The organism is Nonomuraea sp. 10N515B, assembly GCF_052245915.1.
Classification (GTDB): Bacteria; Actinomycetota; Actinomycetes; order Streptosporangiales; family Streptosporangiaceae; genus Nonomuraea.
Genome location: NZ_JBQQBQ010000008.1, coordinates 107,774 through 122,964 on the forward strand (window position 1 = coordinate 107,774; position 15,191 = coordinate 122,964).

13 protein-coding genes are annotated in these 15,191 nt (G+C 70.4%); 6 read left to right on the plus strand and 7 right to left on the minus strand.

Annotated elements, in window-relative coordinates; genetic code table 11:
• Nucleotides 1–153: 153 nt before the first annotated feature.
• The 5 genes from ACTWQA_RS14050 to ACTWQA_RS14070 form a co-directional block, all read right to left on the minus strand.
• Entirely contained in the window at nucleotides 154–669 is a 516-nt protein-coding gene (locus ACTWQA_RS14050; RefSeq protein ID WP_443159659.1) for a hypothetical protein, read from the minus strand.
• Nucleotides 666–1,721 carry a lytic polysaccharide monooxygenase gene (locus ACTWQA_RS14055; RefSeq protein WP_443159660.1) on the minus strand — a complete coding sequence of 352 codons (1,056 nt, stop codon included), beginning with the start codon at nucleotides 1,719–1,721 and terminating at the stop codon, nucleotides 666–668. Before ACTWQA_RS14055 ends, ACTWQA_RS14050 begins: the two co-directional genes overlap by 4 nt.
• Before the next feature lie 296 nt (nucleotides 1,722–2,017).
• Complete coding sequence (locus ACTWQA_RS14060; RefSeq protein WP_443159661.1) at nucleotides 2,018–3,295, minus strand: serine/threonine-protein kinase; 1,278 nt, start codon at nucleotides 3,293–3,295, stop codon at nucleotides 2,018–2,020.
• The gene (locus tag ACTWQA_RS14065) at nucleotides 3,282–4,253 is read right to left on the minus strand and encodes a LacI family DNA-binding transcriptional regulator (RefSeq protein ID WP_305924380.1); all 972 of its coding nucleotides are present in this window, start codon (nucleotides 4,251–4,253) and stop codon (nucleotides 3,282–3,284) included. The genes ACTWQA_RS14060 and ACTWQA_RS14065 overlap by 14 nt, the downstream gene beginning before the upstream one ends.
• Nucleotides 4,254–4,474: 221 nt before the next feature.
• Nucleotides 4,475–6,613 (minus strand): transglycosylase domain-containing protein, encoded by a 2,139-nt coding sequence (locus ACTWQA_RS14070; protein ID WP_443159662.1) that lies wholly within the window; start codon nucleotides 6,611–6,613, stop codon nucleotides 4,475–4,477.
• 298 nt (nucleotides 6,614–6,911) lie between these two features.
• Between ACTWQA_RS14070 and ACTWQA_RS14075 the strand changes: the two genes are divergently transcribed.
• The 3 genes from ACTWQA_RS14075 to ACTWQA_RS14085 all read left to right on the plus strand — a co-directional run bounded on the left by ACTWQA_RS14075 (nucleotide 6,912) and on the right by ACTWQA_RS14085 (nucleotide 9,654).
• Entirely contained in the window at nucleotides 6,912–8,120 is a 1,209-nt protein-coding gene (locus ACTWQA_RS14075; protein ID WP_443159663.1) for a hypothetical protein, read from the plus strand.
• Complete coding sequence (locus ACTWQA_RS14080) at nucleotides 8,117–9,115, plus strand: hypothetical protein (protein ID WP_443159664.1); 999 nt, start codon at nucleotides 8,117–8,119, stop codon at nucleotides 9,113–9,115. The genes ACTWQA_RS14075 and ACTWQA_RS14080 overlap by 4 nt, the downstream gene beginning before the upstream one ends.
• 86 nt (nucleotides 9,116–9,201) lie before the next feature.
• Nucleotides 9,202–9,654 carry an STAS domain-containing protein gene (locus ACTWQA_RS14085; protein ID WP_443159665.1) on the plus strand — a complete coding sequence of 151 codons (453 nt, stop codon included), beginning with the start codon at nucleotides 9,202–9,204 and terminating at the stop codon, nucleotides 9,652–9,654.
• Between the two features lie 6 nt (nucleotides 9,655–9,660).
• Here ACTWQA_RS14085 and ACTWQA_RS14090 read toward each other — a convergent pair whose 3' ends face one another.
• Nucleotides 9,661–11,067, minus strand: coding sequence for a dihydrolipoyl dehydrogenase family protein (locus ACTWQA_RS14090; protein WP_327587411.1), 1,407 nt, complete (start codon nucleotides 11,065–11,067; stop codon nucleotides 9,661–9,663).
• Nucleotides 11,068–11,253: 186 nt separating this feature from the next.
• Between ACTWQA_RS14090 and ACTWQA_RS14095 the strand changes: the two genes are divergently transcribed.
• The 3 genes from ACTWQA_RS14095 to ACTWQA_RS14105 all read left to right on the plus strand — a co-directional run bounded on the left by ACTWQA_RS14095 (nucleotide 11,254) and on the right by ACTWQA_RS14105 (nucleotide 13,541).
• Nucleotides 11,254–11,673 carry a hypothetical protein gene (locus ACTWQA_RS14095; RefSeq protein WP_443159666.1) on the plus strand — a complete coding sequence of 140 codons (420 nt, stop codon included), beginning with the start codon at nucleotides 11,254–11,256 and terminating at the stop codon, nucleotides 11,671–11,673.
• A gap of 2 nt (nucleotides 11,674–11,675) precedes the next feature.
• Nucleotides 11,676–12,314: a class F sortase gene (locus ACTWQA_RS14100; protein WP_443159667.1), complete on the plus strand. Its 639-nt coding sequence runs from the start codon at nucleotides 11,676–11,678 to the stop codon at nucleotides 12,312–12,314.
• A gap of 126 nt (nucleotides 12,315–12,440) precedes the next feature.
• The gene (locus ACTWQA_RS14105; protein ID WP_443159668.1) at nucleotides 12,441–13,541 is read left to right on the plus strand and encodes a sialidase family protein; all 1,101 of its coding nucleotides are present in this window, start codon (nucleotides 12,441–12,443) and stop codon (nucleotides 13,539–13,541) included.
• On the opposite strand, the gene ACTWQA_RS14110 is transcribed toward ACTWQA_RS14105, so the two are convergent.
• Entirely contained in the window at nucleotides 13,538–15,124 is a 1,587-nt protein-coding gene (locus ACTWQA_RS14110) for an IucA/IucC family protein (protein WP_443159669.1), read from the minus strand. The genes ACTWQA_RS14105 and ACTWQA_RS14110 overlap by 4 nt on opposite strands.
• Nucleotides 15,125–15,191: the final 67 nt, after the last annotated feature.

Consider the following 15,191-nt stretch of genomic DNA (forward strand, 5'->3'; position numbering starts at 1 on the left):
GACGGACGCGGCCGATTCCTCCAGTCGGCCGCGTCCGTTTGTGTCCGCCCCTGCGGGCCTCGATTCCGCATGTCCCCGCTCGCCCGCCGTCGTCCTCTTGCCCAAGGGGCGGCATCGAAGTGCGGCGGCGGGCGTGGCGGAACGGGAACGGGGCTATTTGGCCTGCGAGAACCGCTGGCGGGCGGCCTCGATGGCCGCGTCGTCGTCGAACTCCTCCTGGAACGCCTGTGTGTGATAGCGCTCGGGGATGAGGTTCTTGACGCGGTCCGGATAACCCGCGCCAGGTTCGGGCACGCGTATCTGGGGCGGGATGCTGATCTTCACGGCGATCGGGCCCCCGGCCCGCACGGAGGCGGCCCAGTCGGGGCTCTCGCCGGTGATCGCGCAGATGTGACGGGCGTACACCCACGTCACCTCCACGAGGGATCGGGCGTCCGCGGGCTCGGTGCCGAACGGTTCCACGGCGCACACGACGCGTGATTCGAAGGCGTGCCCGTGGGCGTGGTGCTCGTCGGGCGAGGACTCCTCGAGAATCTTGGTCACCTGCGCGGCGAGCTCTTCCTTCAACTGTGACGACGGCTGCCTGGCGGCAAAAAACATCACCCCGGCCAGGGTCAGGCTGGCCAGGGTGACGATTGCCGCGACTAGCCCGCGACGCGTTTTGATCACGGGCTGGTGCAGGTCAAGGTGGGTGCGGGGTTGGGGACGGAGCCAGTGGCGTTGAACCCGAACGTGGTCGTGCCGTTCGGCGCCAGCTGGCCGTTGTAGTTGGCGTTCGTGACCGTCACGTTGGGCGGTTGCCCGGTCAGCACGCCGTTCCACGGGCTGCCTTCGAAGCCCTGCCCGCCGCCGTAGGTCCACTTGACCGTCCAGCCGTTCAGCGAGCTCGTGCCGTTGTTGCGCACGGTCACCTCACCCTGGAAGTGGCCGGCCCAGCCGGTGTCGGTGGCCTTCCACGTCGCCGTGCAGGCGCCCGTGGGGGTCGTCGGAGTCACCGTCGGGCTGGGGCCGGGCGACTGGCCGTTGGGGCCGACCCCGGTGACCTCGCCGTTGCCGCCGTCGAAGGTGACGTCGGAGCAGCTGTAGAAGTTCTCGTTGCTGTCCGAGCGGATCCAGTGGGTGAAGATGATGTGCCGGCCGGACTTGCCGGACGGGAGCTGGGCGTTCCAGTAGTAGTAGTTGAGACCGCCGGCACCGCCGCTCTCGGGCGGGTTGGTGACGCTGCCGAACGGCTCCAGGTCAGACCACTTCAGCGGTGCGTCCGGGTTCCACCCGTTCTTGGTGATGTAGTAGTTGAACGCGCCGGGGTGCCTGGCCCAGTTGCTGTGCCGCATCTGGATGGTGGCGCCCGAGGTCAAGTGGGTCAGCGGCCAGTCGGAGCGGACCGCGTTGTAGGCCGTGAAGTCGTAGGGCCCGCCGGTGCCGCCGCTGCAGAGCTGCCCGTCGGGGATGAATCCGTTGGTCCGGCCCGCGCCGTCGGAGCGCAGCACCGCGAACCAGTTGTACAGGGGGGTCGTGCCGCTCTGCTGGACAGCAGACGCGCAGGCCGGGTTGTAGGGGATGATCTGGCCGTTGTCGCGCAGGCCGTCCTGCCAGCACAGGAACGTGCGAGCGCCGGGGAACATCGAGACGCCGTGCGCCTGTGCCTGCGTGGGCACCATCAGGAAAGAAGTGATCAGAACCAGTGCGGCGGTGATCCCCGCCGACTTGAATAATTTCATGGGGATTCCCTTGTGCTGACGACAGAGGAAACCTGCCCCACGACCCAGCCCGCCCGGCCAGCGCGATTGAATCACGCCGCGCGTGCCTTCGACAACGCGCGGTGAAACTTTCAGTCGATCTTGGTGATAGCCGCCCTTTGGTGGCATATTGGGAGCGCTCCCAGAGACCAGGCCGGAGGGGAACACGCAGGCGCCCAGCGGCTGCACCTGCGTATGAAGCCCGCGCGGGCGTGCTTTAGCGAGGGGCACGGGCCGCGCGATCGGAGGGGTACGGCTGGTGCTGCCGTACCCCTCCTTCAATTGCGCTGGAGCGCGGATTCGAGGTCGTCCAGCCTGGCCTCGAGCTCGCTCAGGCAGGCGGGTGTGAGCCTGCCCTCCCGCCAGCGGTCGGACAACTTCCTGCGGATGTTGGCCGTCGTGGTCTCGTACGGGCCCCGCGGCGTCACCGTGCCGTTCAGCACCTGCTTGAGGTCGAGCACGACGTCGGCGTCGGTCGCGCCGCACGGCGTCCTGGCCTCCAGCACGGTCGTGAAGTCGTCCACCGCCTTGTCGACCGTGACCGCCGCGGCCGGCTTGCTCTCGATGTACCTGGCCGTGGGGGATGCCGACGGCTCCACCAGGGCCTGGTCCACCTGCTGCCGCATCCCCGGTAGCGGGAGTCCCTGCTGCTGGAGTCCCGCCTGCTGGAACCACAGCAGCGCGGAGAGCGCCAGCACGGCGGAGCTCGCGACCGTCAAGCCGCGCTTGAGCTGCCGGCCGAGGGTCGCCGTGCCCAGCGCGGAGGTCAGCTCGGCGACGATGTCCGCCGCCGTGGGCCGCTCCTCCGGCCGGTGCGCCAGACACCGCTGGCCGAGCGAGGCGACCGCGTGCGGCACCCCGGGGACCCGCGGCGGGGGAGACGTGCGGCGGGCGACCTCGATCTCCTCCCACGTGGTCTCCGGGTACGGCGTCCGCCCCGTGAGCATGGTGTGCAGCAGCACACCCAGGGCGTACACGTCGACCGCGGGATGGGTCGGCGCACCGAGCAGGCGCTCCGGCGCGACGTAGGGCGGGGTGCCCCGGTCGTCCTCCGGGTCGCCCGCCCAGGCCGCGATGCCGAAGTCGAGCAGCTTGGGCCCGTCCGCGGTGAGCAGCACGTTCTCGGCTGTGACGTCCCGGTGCACCAGGCCGCGGGCGTGCCCGGCCATGAGGACCCGGGCCAGCCGCAGCGCGATGCCGGCCGCCTCGGGCCACGGCAGCGGCCCCGCCTCGATGCGCTCGGCCAGCGGTGTGCCGTCGAGCAGCGGCATCACGACGTAGGCGGCGACGGCGCCATTGGCGGTGACGCACTCGCCGTAGTCGTAGATCTCGATGGTGTCGGGGTGGATGAATCGGGCGGCGGCGCGGGCCTCGCTGCGGACGCTGACCCGCTCGCCGCAATCGGTGTGCAAGGACGCGGTCAGCACCTTGAGCGCGATCATCCGATGCAGTGACTGATCGAAGGCGCGCCAGATGACCGACATGCCCCCCTGGGCCAGCGGATCCAGCAGCAGATACCGCCGAGCCAGCACCTCCCCCGGCTCAAGCCGACTCACGGACGACCAGTTCCGTGGGGAGGACAGGGTCGATGCCCGCGGCTCCTGTGAGGAGCAGCCGGGTGGCGACCGTGGCGAGCTCCTCGACGGGCTGGCGGATCGTGGTGAGCGCAGGGACGGTGTGCTTGGCGACCGGGGCGTCGTCGAACCCGATTACCGCGACGTCCGCGGGCACCTTGCGCCCGGCCCTGCGCAGCGCTTGGATCGCGCCCGCCGCCATCAGGTCCGAGGCGACGAACACGGCGTCCAGCCCTGGGGCGTGGCGCAGCAGCCACTGCATGGCATGGGTGCCCGAGGCGGCGGTGAAGTCGCCGTAGGCCACCGGCACGTCCGGCGCGCCGGCCGCCTGTAGGGTGCGGACCAGCCCGTCCAGCCGGTCGCGGGCGGCAGGTAGGGATGGTGGGCCGCCGATGGCGGCCACGTTCCTGCGGCCGCTGAGCAGGAAATGCTCGGCCGCCTGCCGGCCGCCGTCGTAGTTGTCGACGTCGGCGTACGGGAGCTTGAGGTCGTGGGGCGGGCGGCCGATGTTGCGCACCGGGACGCCCGACGTGGATAGTTTGATCGCCAGGGGATGGCGTTCCCTGGCGCCGATGATGAGCACTGCGCCGGATAACGCGGGCAGGGTCGACGACGTGGGGGTGACGGTGGTGACCTGGAGATGGGTGCCGTGCTCGGCGATCACCGCGCCCGCGGCGGACAGGAGCCTGGCATAGTAGGGCTCGGAGAACAGACGGGGCAGATGGTCGCAGATCACGGCCGTGACGCCATCGGCCATGGTCTTGGCTGCCGTTCCCCTGGGCGCCCGGTGCCGGACGTAACCCATGCGGGAGACGGCGTCGTAGACTTGGCGGCGGGTCGAGGTACTGACCCGCACCGAGCCCGTGAGGACTCGGGATGCGGTCGCGGGGGAAACCCCTGCAGCGGCCGCCACCTGTGCCAGTGTGGGCTGCTCGGTCATGGAGCACCTCGCGGGAAGTTGCTGGGAGCGCTCCCAAGGTACCAATGTTTCGGCGTTGTTAATAGGGCCTTTGCAAGGAGTGCGTCCCATTGTGCGGACAGGCTCCGAATTTGCGGAGCTAGAGGCGCTGATAGCCGTCAGAGGTTTTTGTGCCGACGGTGATCAGCGCTCTATTTCATGTCCGATTTGTCGTATCCGGATGGTGGAAATCCCCCGAATGATCAGTCGTCCTCCCCGCCGATGCGAATCTCGAAGGGATTGTCGTCGCCTGTCTCCCGCTCCTCGCGCTCGGGCTGCACCGGTGCGCAACTCTGGCCGCAGCCGCCGAAGCGGGCGCTGTTCACCGGCGTGAAGTCCGTCGCCGGGATGTCCTTCAGCGCGGCGATCATGGTGTCCTTCCAGATCGGACCAGGGATCGAGGCGCCGAAGACGTTGGAGTAGTAGCGGCCGCCAATGGTGACGTAGTTGAGTTTGTGGGCGGTGGCGCCGCGCGGGTCGCCGATGCTGACCGCGCCCGCCAGGTCCGGGGTGAACCCGGCGAACCAGGCGCTGGCCTGGTCGTCCGTGGTGCCGGTCTTGCCGGCGGCCGGGCGGCCGATGCCGCCGACGCCGCGCATCGTGCCCTTGGTGAACACCCCGGAAAGGATGTCCGACGCGGCGTCCGCGACCTCGGGGTCCAGCGCCTGCTTGCACTTCGGCTCGTAGTTGGTCACCTTGCCGTTGCGGTCGGTGATCTTGGTAATGGCCATGGGCGCGCAGTATTTGCCGCGCGCGCCGATGGCGGCATACGCGTTGGCCACGGTCACCGGGTCCATCTCGTTGGTGCCGAGCGTGAACGTCTCGAACTCCGTCAGGGGCAGCCCGTCGGAGCGCTTGATGCCCAGCGACTTGGCCGTCTTGACCACGCTGCACAGGCCCACCTTCTGCTCCAGCGCGACGAAGAAGGTGTTCACCGAGCCCCAGGTGCCGGTGGCCAGCGACTTGAAGCCGCCGCTGCCTCCCTCGGCGTTGGTGACCGTGTGGGTCGGGTCGCCGATGCTCTTGCCCGCGCAGTTCTTGAATGAGGAGTAGTAGGGGGCGCGGTAGCCGCTGCCGACGGACAGTCCGTCGTTGATCTTCATGCCCTGCTTGAGCGCGGTGAGCAGGGTGAAGGTCTTGAACGTCGAGCCTGCCTGGAAGCCGGTGCCGCCGCCGTGCACCGCGTCGGCCACGACGTTGTATGACATCTCGTGCTTCCGCTTGGAGTCGCCGTACTCGCGGCTGGCGGCCATGGCCTTGATCTGGCCCGTGCCCGGTTGGACCAGCGCCTCGGAAGCCACTGGGTTGTCGGAGGCGTGCACGTACTTCTTGATGGCCTTCTCGGCGGCTTTCTGCATCGTGGGGTCGAGCGTGGTCTGGATCTTCAGACCGCCCCTGTTAAGGTAGCGGCTCCTGGCCTTGGCCGTCTTGGCGAAGATGGGGTTGCTGAGGATCTCGTTGCGCACGTACATGCAGAAATACGGGTACTGGCTGGCCCCACAGTTCCCCGGGAGCGGGGTGCCCTTGTAGCCGAGCTTCTTGGTCTTGGCCTCGGCGGCCTCCTCGGGCGTGATCTTGCCCAGTTTGGCCATCGTGTCTAGCACGAGGTTGCGCCGCTTGAGCAGCCGGTCGCGCTGCTCCTTGCCCAGATTGGGGTCCGTCGCGTTGGGGTCCTGCACGGCGCCGGCCAGGGTCGCCGCCTGCGCCAAGGTCAGGTCAGACGCGCTCACGCCGAAGAAGCGCTTGGCCGCCGCCTCTATCCCGTAGGCGCTAGCGCCGAAGTAGGCGATGTTGAGGTACTTCTCCAGGATCTGGTCCTTGGTGTACTTCTCCTCGACCGCCATCGAGTAGCGCAGCTCCTTGAGCTTGCGCGCGTAACTGCTCTCGACCGCCGCTTTCTTCTCCTCCTCGGTGGTCGCCGAGTTGTACAGCACCTGCTTGACGTACTGCTGGGTGATGGACGAGCCGCCCTGGGCGATGCCGCCTGAGGTGAGGTTCTTGGCCAAGGCGCGGATGGTGCCCTCGATGTCGATCGCGCCGTGCTCGTAGAAGCGGTAGTCCTCGATGGAGATGATCGCCGTCTTCATGACGTCGGCGACCTTGTCGAGTGTGACGCTCTCGCGGTACTCCTCGTAGAACTGCGCGATCTGGTTGCCCCTGGCGTCGAGGATCTCGGTCTTCTCCGCGGGCGGGGGCTCCTTGAGCTCCTCGGGTTTGATGCCCAGGTCCTCGGATGCCGAGACGAACATCGCTCCGGTGCCTCCGACCGCGGGCAGCGCGATGGCGGCGGCCACCACCCCGGCCGCTGCCGCGGCCGCGGTCAGGCGCGCGATACTCGACACACGGGAACCCATGCGAAAATTCCCCACCTTCTGGAGTGATCTCGAGAGCAATCTCGGGCAATAGGGTGCATCCTAAACCCGCCCATGGCGTGCTCCATGTAAAAGCTTGGACCTCCGGGGGAGCCGGTTTGTTCGCCCTCGATGTGGTGATTTCCAGCACATCTTGTTGATCGCCTGTCAGGGGCGGCCACGACTTCGGTCAGGCGTCGGCAAAGAAGCGTGTGAGGGCACGGGCGGAGGCGCGCCGCTCTGGCAACGTCTACCAGGGAATATCTTCCTGGCCTCGGTGGAGGGTCTCATGCGTCGTGTCGGAGATGGCGGACACTTCGATCGTCTGCTCGGCGCTGCTCGTACGCACTGGGCGGAGAGCCCCAGCGGTGACAGATGCATCGTGGCGGAGGTGTACGACCAGGACATCAGAGCCGTGGCACGCACGCTCCTGGTCGCGAAGGCCCTCTGCGGGGCGGCCACGGCGCGGCTGGTCGTGCTGGGCGACACGGAGGCGCGGCAGCTGGGCGAGGTGTTCGGGGCGGCCCGAGACCTGCAGCCTGAGACGCCGCCCCTCGCACTGGTCACCGACCGGGTGGACCGCGGCATGCCCAGGGAGATCCCGGTCGTGCACGTGAACGGCACAGGCACGCTGCAGGCGTACGCGTTGTTCCCCGCGGACGGGGCGAGCTCCTTCCAGGAGGAGCTGCCCGGCCAGGTCGCCGCGTTCTTCGAGCAGTACGTCTGGCCGCACCGCGACCTGATCAGGCCCAGCGTGGAACGTTCGGCCTGGCAGGCGAAATGCGGCTACCAGGTCCGCACCGACACCGAACGCCGCCAGCTGCGTAGCTACGGCTGCGCCCGGCTGGGGCTCGATCCCGGCCTGCCCACGGTCGCCGTGTTCGGCCACAAGCCCGGCGAGGACACGGAGCTGTTCGAGACGACAGCGCACTACGCCACGTCCGATGAGTGGGCCAACTGGTTGTTCCTCGACCCGGTCGGCGGCGCCCACGCCCGCATGAAGCACGTGGCCGACACGCTGTCCACGAACATGTTGTGGAGCCTGACCGACGTCGCCGTCGCGTTCGGCGACATCGAGCTGCCGGCCTTCGGCATCCCCGTCATCCAGGCAGGCTGGTCCGAAGGGGCCGAGTGCGGCGCCACGCACGTCTCGCGCACGCCGTCCGAGCTTCGGCAGCTGCTGGAAGAGGCCGTCGCCAGGCACGCCAAGGGCGACACCATCCTCACTCCCGAGCAGCGCGAGCGCGCTCGCCTGTGGCTCTGGATGCGCCGCTGCGGCGGCGACGTGCCCACCCAGCTCCTGCCGCACTGGGCGCACGGCGACGACTACGCGCGCGTGCTGGGGGTCAACCTGCGGTACGTGGAGCGCGACGGCGACCCGCTCTTCGGCGCGGTCCACCGCATGTGGGAACGGCGTGACCCCCTGCTCACCCGTTTCGACTTCCATCATCCGGCAGGGCTGTCCACCATTCTGACCCCCGTGAGGAGCACGAGATGAGCAGCGTAGGATCCGCCACCGATCTCGACCAGATGGTCCTTCCGGCGATACCGCCCGCGCACGTGCTCAGCGGCCAGGTCGCCGCGTTGCAGGTGACCGACCGGCTGCATCGGGGCACGCAGATCGTGGGCCGGTTCGAGACGTCGGGGCTGGCCGGCTTCAAGATCGCCGCGCAGGGCCGCCCGCTGCGGGTGCGGATGGCGTTGTCGGTGGACGAGCGGTCGGTGACCGACTGGCACAACGGCAGCACCGAGCCGGTGAGCTCGCTGCCGCGGCTGATCCAGATCCGCTCCCAGGGGCAGCTGCGCCAGTGCGTGTTGCTGCGTGGCCGGAGGGCGCAGGCCCAGGTGGCCTTCGACCTGCCGGCGGAGGAGATCCCCGACGACGGGCTGATCTGCGTCGAGGCGCTCGACATCATGGAGGGCGACGGCGTCAGCGAGGAGCTGCGCCAGATCGTGGGCGGGCGCCTCATGCGTGACGGCGTGGCGGGGCTGCGGCTCGACAAGATCGTGTTCGAGGAGGTGCCGCCGGCCGACTTCGATCCCGACACGCTCGACGGATGCCGCTGTGAGCTGTACTCGCTGATCAGTGCCGGCGGCCTGGCGAACGTCAACAGGCAGGGCCCACGCCAGCTGCGCTCGGGCATGTTCGTGATCAACCCGGTGCTGCCGGGCGCGTTCGGGTCGAGCGGCCTCATCACGCTCCGGCTGGGCACGAGAGCGGAGCCGGCCAGCGTCATCCCCGCGACGTGGCGGCGCATCAACAGCGAGCTGCGCTGGTTGCGCCACGCCACCAGGAAGCTCATGCGGTCGGCGGCGCCGACGGTGGTGCGGATCATCAGCGTCAGGGACGGCGACATGGGCCGGGCCAAGCGGCGGGTGCAGGGCAACATCACCGAGCTGGAGCTGCCCAGCCCCGCCCGGTCGCCGCTGCTGGTGATGGTCGGGGCCGTCCCGGGCGTCATCCCCACGCTGGAGTCGGGCACCTCGCACTAGTAAGCCGGGGCACCGCGAGGCTTAATGGGCCGGGAAAAAGGGTGATCACCCTGTGATAACGCCGCTCTGAGGGCAGGGGAGAAGGCGTGAGCAGGAACGGCTTGCGCATCGAGACGACCCGATATGTCCAGTGCACTGTCGTGCGTGCCAGCGGTGAGCTTGACCATGCGGGACGGGTCCGGTTCAGCGCCTGCATCAACGCCGTGTGGGACTGGTCGGACGGGCCCGTCCTCGTGTTCGACCTGGCCGACCTGGATTTCTACGACTCCTCCGTCATCGGCGTGCTGGCGATGGCGATGCAGCGCATGGAGGAGGAGGGGGACCGCGGGCGGATCATCCTGGTCCGGCCCTCCGATCACCTGCTGTCCGTGCTGCGGCTGACGGACCTGCTGTCGCACGTGGAACTACGCGACAACGTCGAGGAGACCGTGGCGGAGTTGATGATGCAGGCGGGGGAATCCGCTGGCCCCGCGCCGAGCCGCCTGCCCGTCGTCATCCAGATAGGCGGGCGCTCCGGGCACGAACGCGGGGATTGCTGAATCGGCCTACAGCCCGTACGTCTCCAGCAGGCGCAGCCACACCTCACTGACCGTCGGGAACGACGGCACAGCATGCCAGAGCCGGTCGAGCGGCACCTCCGCGGTGACCGCGATCGTGGCGGCGTGCAGCAGCTCCGCCGCGCCCGGACCGGCGAACGTGACGCCGAGCAGCACCTTCCTGTCCTCGTCCACGACGGCCCTGGCCCGTCCGCGGTAACCGTCGCCCAGCAGGTAAGCCCCGGTGACCCGCCCCATGTCGTAGTCCACCACGCGGACGCGGAAGCCCTCCTGCCTGGCCGCCGCCTCGGTGCGGCCCACCGCGCACACCTGGGGGTCGGTGAAGACCACCTGCGGCGCGCCGTAGCCGTCGGCCAGGTCGCGCATCGCGGGAAGCTCGTCGCCGCGCGCCCGCGCCGCGATCACGTCGCCGCAGAGCCTGGCCTGGTACTTGCCCATGTGGGTGAGCAGGTTCCGGCCGTTGACGTCGCCCACGGCGTACAGCCAGCCCTCGGGGACGCCGGTCGCCCGCATGCTGTCGTCCACCTCGACGTACTTGCCGTCGGCCAGGCCCACCGAGCCGAGCCCCAGGTCGCGGGTGGCGGGCCGGCGGCCGGTGGCCACCAGCAGCTCATCGGCCTCGAGCGGCGGCTCCTCGGGCAGGTGCACCGTCACCTTCCCGCCGGGCTCGGGCCGCTCGACCCTGACCACGTCGGTATGGGTCCGCACGTCGATCCCGGCCTCCGCGAACGACTCGGCGAGCATCTCACCCGCGAACGGCTCCATCCTGCCCAGCAGCCCGCCGCCGCGGACCAGCACGGTGGTCTGCCGGGCGCCGAGCCCATGCATGGCCTGCGCCATCTCGCAGGCCACCACCCCGCCGCCGAGCACGGCCAGCCGCTCCGGGATCGCGGTGGCCGCGGTCACCTCGTGACTGGTCCACGGGTCGGCCTCGGCCAACCCCGGCACCGGCGGCACGGCCGCCCTGCTGCCGGTGGCCAGCACCACGGCCTGCCTGGCGGTCAGCACCCGCTCGGCGCCGTCTTCCGTGGTCACGCGGACCCGCTTGGGGCCGTCGAGCCGGCCGCGGCCTCGTACGAACTCGGCCGGCACGCTCTCGATCCACCCCACCTGGCCGGTGTCGTCGTACCGCGAGACGGCCTCGTCCCGGTGGGCCAGCACGGCCGCGACGTCGATCTCGCCGAGCGAGAGCCCGGGCACGCGGCTCACCTCGCCCGCCAGGTCGATGGGCCGCAGCAGCGCCTTGCTCGGCACGCATGCCCAATAGGAGCATTCGCCACCGGCCAGCCGTTCCTCGACGACGGCCGCGGTCAGGCCGCCCCGTACGGCCCGGTCCACGACGTTCTCGCCGGCGGGACCAGCGCCGACCACGATGACGTCGAACTCGTCAGCCACCCCTGCCTCCAGAAGCACTCGTCCGTGATTCGCACTCTTTCACGCCAAGGTTCTCTCGCACCGCGCGGCCCCGCCGTAGGGCCGGGTGAGAGACCTGTCATCTCGACCTCATAGTGGCCCAACGGCCGCTTTGGAGGCTGAGGTCAGCCGCGGAGAGGCCGCGGCGAACGTCAGGAGGAGACTCACATGGGCCAGGCAATACGGCGGATCCTGCTCACGATCGCGGTCGCGCTCGGGCTGGGCGCGACCAGCGCGGTCTTCGTGACCACGAGCGCCCAGGCGGCGGCCACGCCCGCCGCCGTCCACGTCACCACCACCACGGACGACGACGATGACGATGGCGGTGATGATGACGACGATGGCGGCGACGACGGCGGGGCTCCGCGAGGCGGGGTCGACACGGGCGTGGGTGGCGCGTCGCGTGACGACGACGATGACGACGATGGGGCTCCGCGAGGCGGGGTGGACACCGGTCTCGGCGGGACCGCTGAGACCGGGAGCACCGACGGCGGGTCGGTTCCCGTGCTGCCGCTGAGTCTGGCGGGCGCCGGGCTGCTGGCCGTGGGGGCGTACTGGGTGCGGCGCGCCTTCTTCGCGGGCAGCTGACCGTGCGTGCGTTCTTGGCGACCTGCGCGCTGGTCGCGGCGGCCGGAGGATGCGCCGCCGCACCGGCGCCCCGCGAGGCGGCGAGCCCCGCCCACGACAGGGCGGCGACCTCAACGCACGACGGGACGGCGGCACGAGGCGGGGACACCCGCCCGGTGTCGGTGCCGGACTCGGGCACGTCGGACGCCGCGCCCCGCCGGGCCGACGTCGCCAACCCTGTGCGGTTACGCATCCCCGCCATCGGCGTCTCCACCAGGGTGATCCCGCTGCGGCTCGACGCCGGGAACCGCCTGATCGCCCCCAAGCAGTTCGACCGCGTGGGGTGGAACAAGGCGGGACCGGAGCCAGGCGAGCAGGGCGTCGCCGTGATCGCGGGCCACGTCGACTCGACCACCGGCCCGGCGGTGTTCTACCGCCTGCGCCAGCTGCGCAAGGGCGACCGTGTCCACGTCGACCGCGCCGACGGCACAACGGTCACGTTCGTGGTGACCCGCCTGTCCCGCTATCCGAAGAACCGCATCCCGGACAAGGAGGTCTACGGCTCAGGCGGGGGCACCCAGCTCCGGCTGATCACCTGCGGCGGCGCGTTCGACCGCCAGCGCCGCAGCTACCAAGACAATGTGATCGTCTTCGCCGGCTGACGGAACCCCGTGCCGCTGAGGAGACTCCTCGGCGGCACAGGTGTCCCTTCCTCACCAATGGCCTCATTCGTCTTCACGTAGGCCGGGCGTCGGGCGTCGTTAACCCGCGGGCCGTAGCGTTCCGGCATGGCGGATCGTTATCCCACGTCGGTGCCGTACAGTCGGGCCACGGACGGCTACCACACCTACCGGATCCCCGCAGCGGTCGTCACGCGGGCGGGCACCGTGCTGGCTTTCGCGGAGGGACGGCACGCCTCGGGCGGCGACTCCGGACACATCGACCTGGTGCTCAAGCGCTCGACGGACGGCGGCCGGACTTGGGGCGCCCTGCAGGTGATCGCCACGGAGCCACGGCGCGGCACCGCGGGCAACCCGGCTCCGGTGGCGCTGGCCGACGGCCGGATCGTCCTGGTGTTCGTCCGGCAAGGGCCGTCGGCCACCGAGGAGAAGATCCGCCGTGGCCAGGTGTCCGCGTCCGATGGACGGCGGGTGTTCGTGCAGGTCAGCGAGGACGACGGGGTCACCTGGTCGGCTCCTCGCGAGATCACCGGCACCGCGAAGCGGCCGGAGTGGCGCTGGTACGCGACCACGCCCGGGCACGCGATCGAGCTGCGGCGCGGGCAGCACACGGGGCGGATCGTGGTCCCCGCCAATCACTCCCTGCCCCCGAGCGGTCAGGACAACGGGACCGAGGGCAAGTACAACGGCGGCCACTCGGTGCTCAGCGACGACGGCGGCCAGACCTGGCGCGTCGGCTACGTCGACGACAATCCCGACGGCTACGTCAACGTCAACGAGACCACGGCCACCGAGCTGCCCGACGGGCGCGTTTACGTCAACACCCGCACCGACTCGACCGCCCCCGGCACCAGGGCCGACGCGTACTCCGCCGACGGCGGTCAGACGCTGGAGCAGCCGTTCCGCCCCCAGGCGGCGCTGGTCGGCCCGGTGGTCGAAGGCAGCGTGTTGTGGTGCGACTCGCCGGACGTGCTGCTGTTCTCGGGCCCCGCGGCGCCCGACGCGCGGGCGATGATGACGGTACGCGCCAGCGACGACCTCGGCGTCACCTGGCGGGTCGCGCACACGGTGTCCGGGCTGCCTGCGGCCTACTCCGACCTGGTCAGGGTGGACGCAGACACGGTGGGCCTGCTGTTCGAGACCGGGAGCTTCGGCCCGTACGAGAGCATCACCTTCCGCCGCATCCCCATCGCGGAGCTGGCGCCCTAGATCGCGTAGAGCGGGTTGGGCACCTTCGTCCAGCTGTCGCCCGGTGGCGCGCCGTCCAGTTGCGCGCGCAGGTGTGCCTTCACCGTGAGGTGCGGGCCGAACAGGGCGTCGCGGTCGGCCCGCACCTCCGGACCGTCCGGGAGCGCGTCGAACGCCTCCCTGGCGGCGTCCGCCACGACGGCCCACAGCCGTGACTCGGCGGCCCGGTCGCCCGCGCAGAAGAGGGAGATCAGGCTGCCGAACGTGGTGCCGACGAGTGAGCCGTACAGCTTGGCGTGCAGGACGGCGGGGTCGTCGCTGAGCAGCCTGTCGCTGACCGGCGGGACCTCGATGCCGTTGCGCGCCAGCCTGGCGGGGCTGAGCCGGACGTCGGCCAGGTCCCGGTAGACCAGGCGGGCGGGCAGGCCGCGACCTCCGTCCATGACGATCAGCAGGTTCTGACCGTGCGCCTCCAGCGCCGCGCCGAGCGCCAGCAGGCCGAGAGCGCCGGCCAGGGCCAGGCGGGCGAACACCGCCAGCCACTCGGCCGGGTCGCGGACCATCTCACGGGTGACCGCCGCGACCGGCAGCACGACGCCGCCTCGGATGACGGCGGGCGTCGGCTCGCGCAGCATGGCCGACACGTCGGCGCTCAGCTCGCCCTTGGCCGTGGCGGCGGCCCCGGCCAGGTAGCGGGCCATGTGCAGGCGGCCACCCAGCCGTGCCGACAGGTCCGTGAGCACCTCGGACAGCGCCACGCAGTCGCGGATCGAGCCGGGGGAGATGTCCCTGACGTCCGAGGTCATGCGGGTGGTGAACGCCGTCTTGAGATGCGGGCCGCCGTCGAGCGGGGCGAGGGTGCGTACGGACATCAGCGGGTGGGCCGGGATCGCACCCAGCGCGTACGGCCGCAGGCCCAGGTCGGGCAGCACGTGCCGGGTCTGCCAGGGGTGCACGGGCAGGAGCAGCCGGTCGCCGTCGGTGAGCGAGGCCGGCCACGGACCCGAGACCAGGCAGTCCGCCGCAGGCACCGCGACCAGGTCCAGGGCGACGACGGGGCGGTGCTCCGGCATGTACGCCAGCTGCTCGGCCACCGAGACACCTGGGCGGTTGCGGCAGCACGGGTGGTAGGGGTGACCGTCGACCACACTCTGCTCGTAGTGCTCCGGCGTGACGGTCGTCGCGGGGGGCTGCGTGGCGGCGCTCGCGCGGGACAGGGCCAGGGAGGCGACGCTGTTGTCCAGATCCTCGACCAGCCGCCCGGCCCCGGGCAGCCGGAGCACGGCCAGCAGGCCGGCAGGGTGCGTCCAGGGGCGCCCGTCCAGCCACAGGGCGGGTACGCCGCCCAGGTCGTACGGCAGCCGCGCCGGCCCGGCCACCCGCCGCCCGTCGGACAACACCACAACGGCCTGCCCGGCAGGAGAGCCGGGAGACCCCTGGCCCGGGGATGCGGCCACGCCGGGCAGGGGTTCGTGGAGGAGGCTGCGCCACAGGCGACCGAGCACGGCGGCTCGCGCGCCAGGAAGCGCCGCGGCGTAGGACGCCGACAGATCAGGACGTACAACGGCCAGCTCGGCCGCGAACTGCTCCTCAAGCAGCCCCATATTTCACACTATTTCCAGAAATATCCTGGGTATCTAGCCCATGGGCATTAATAGGCACAAATGGTAA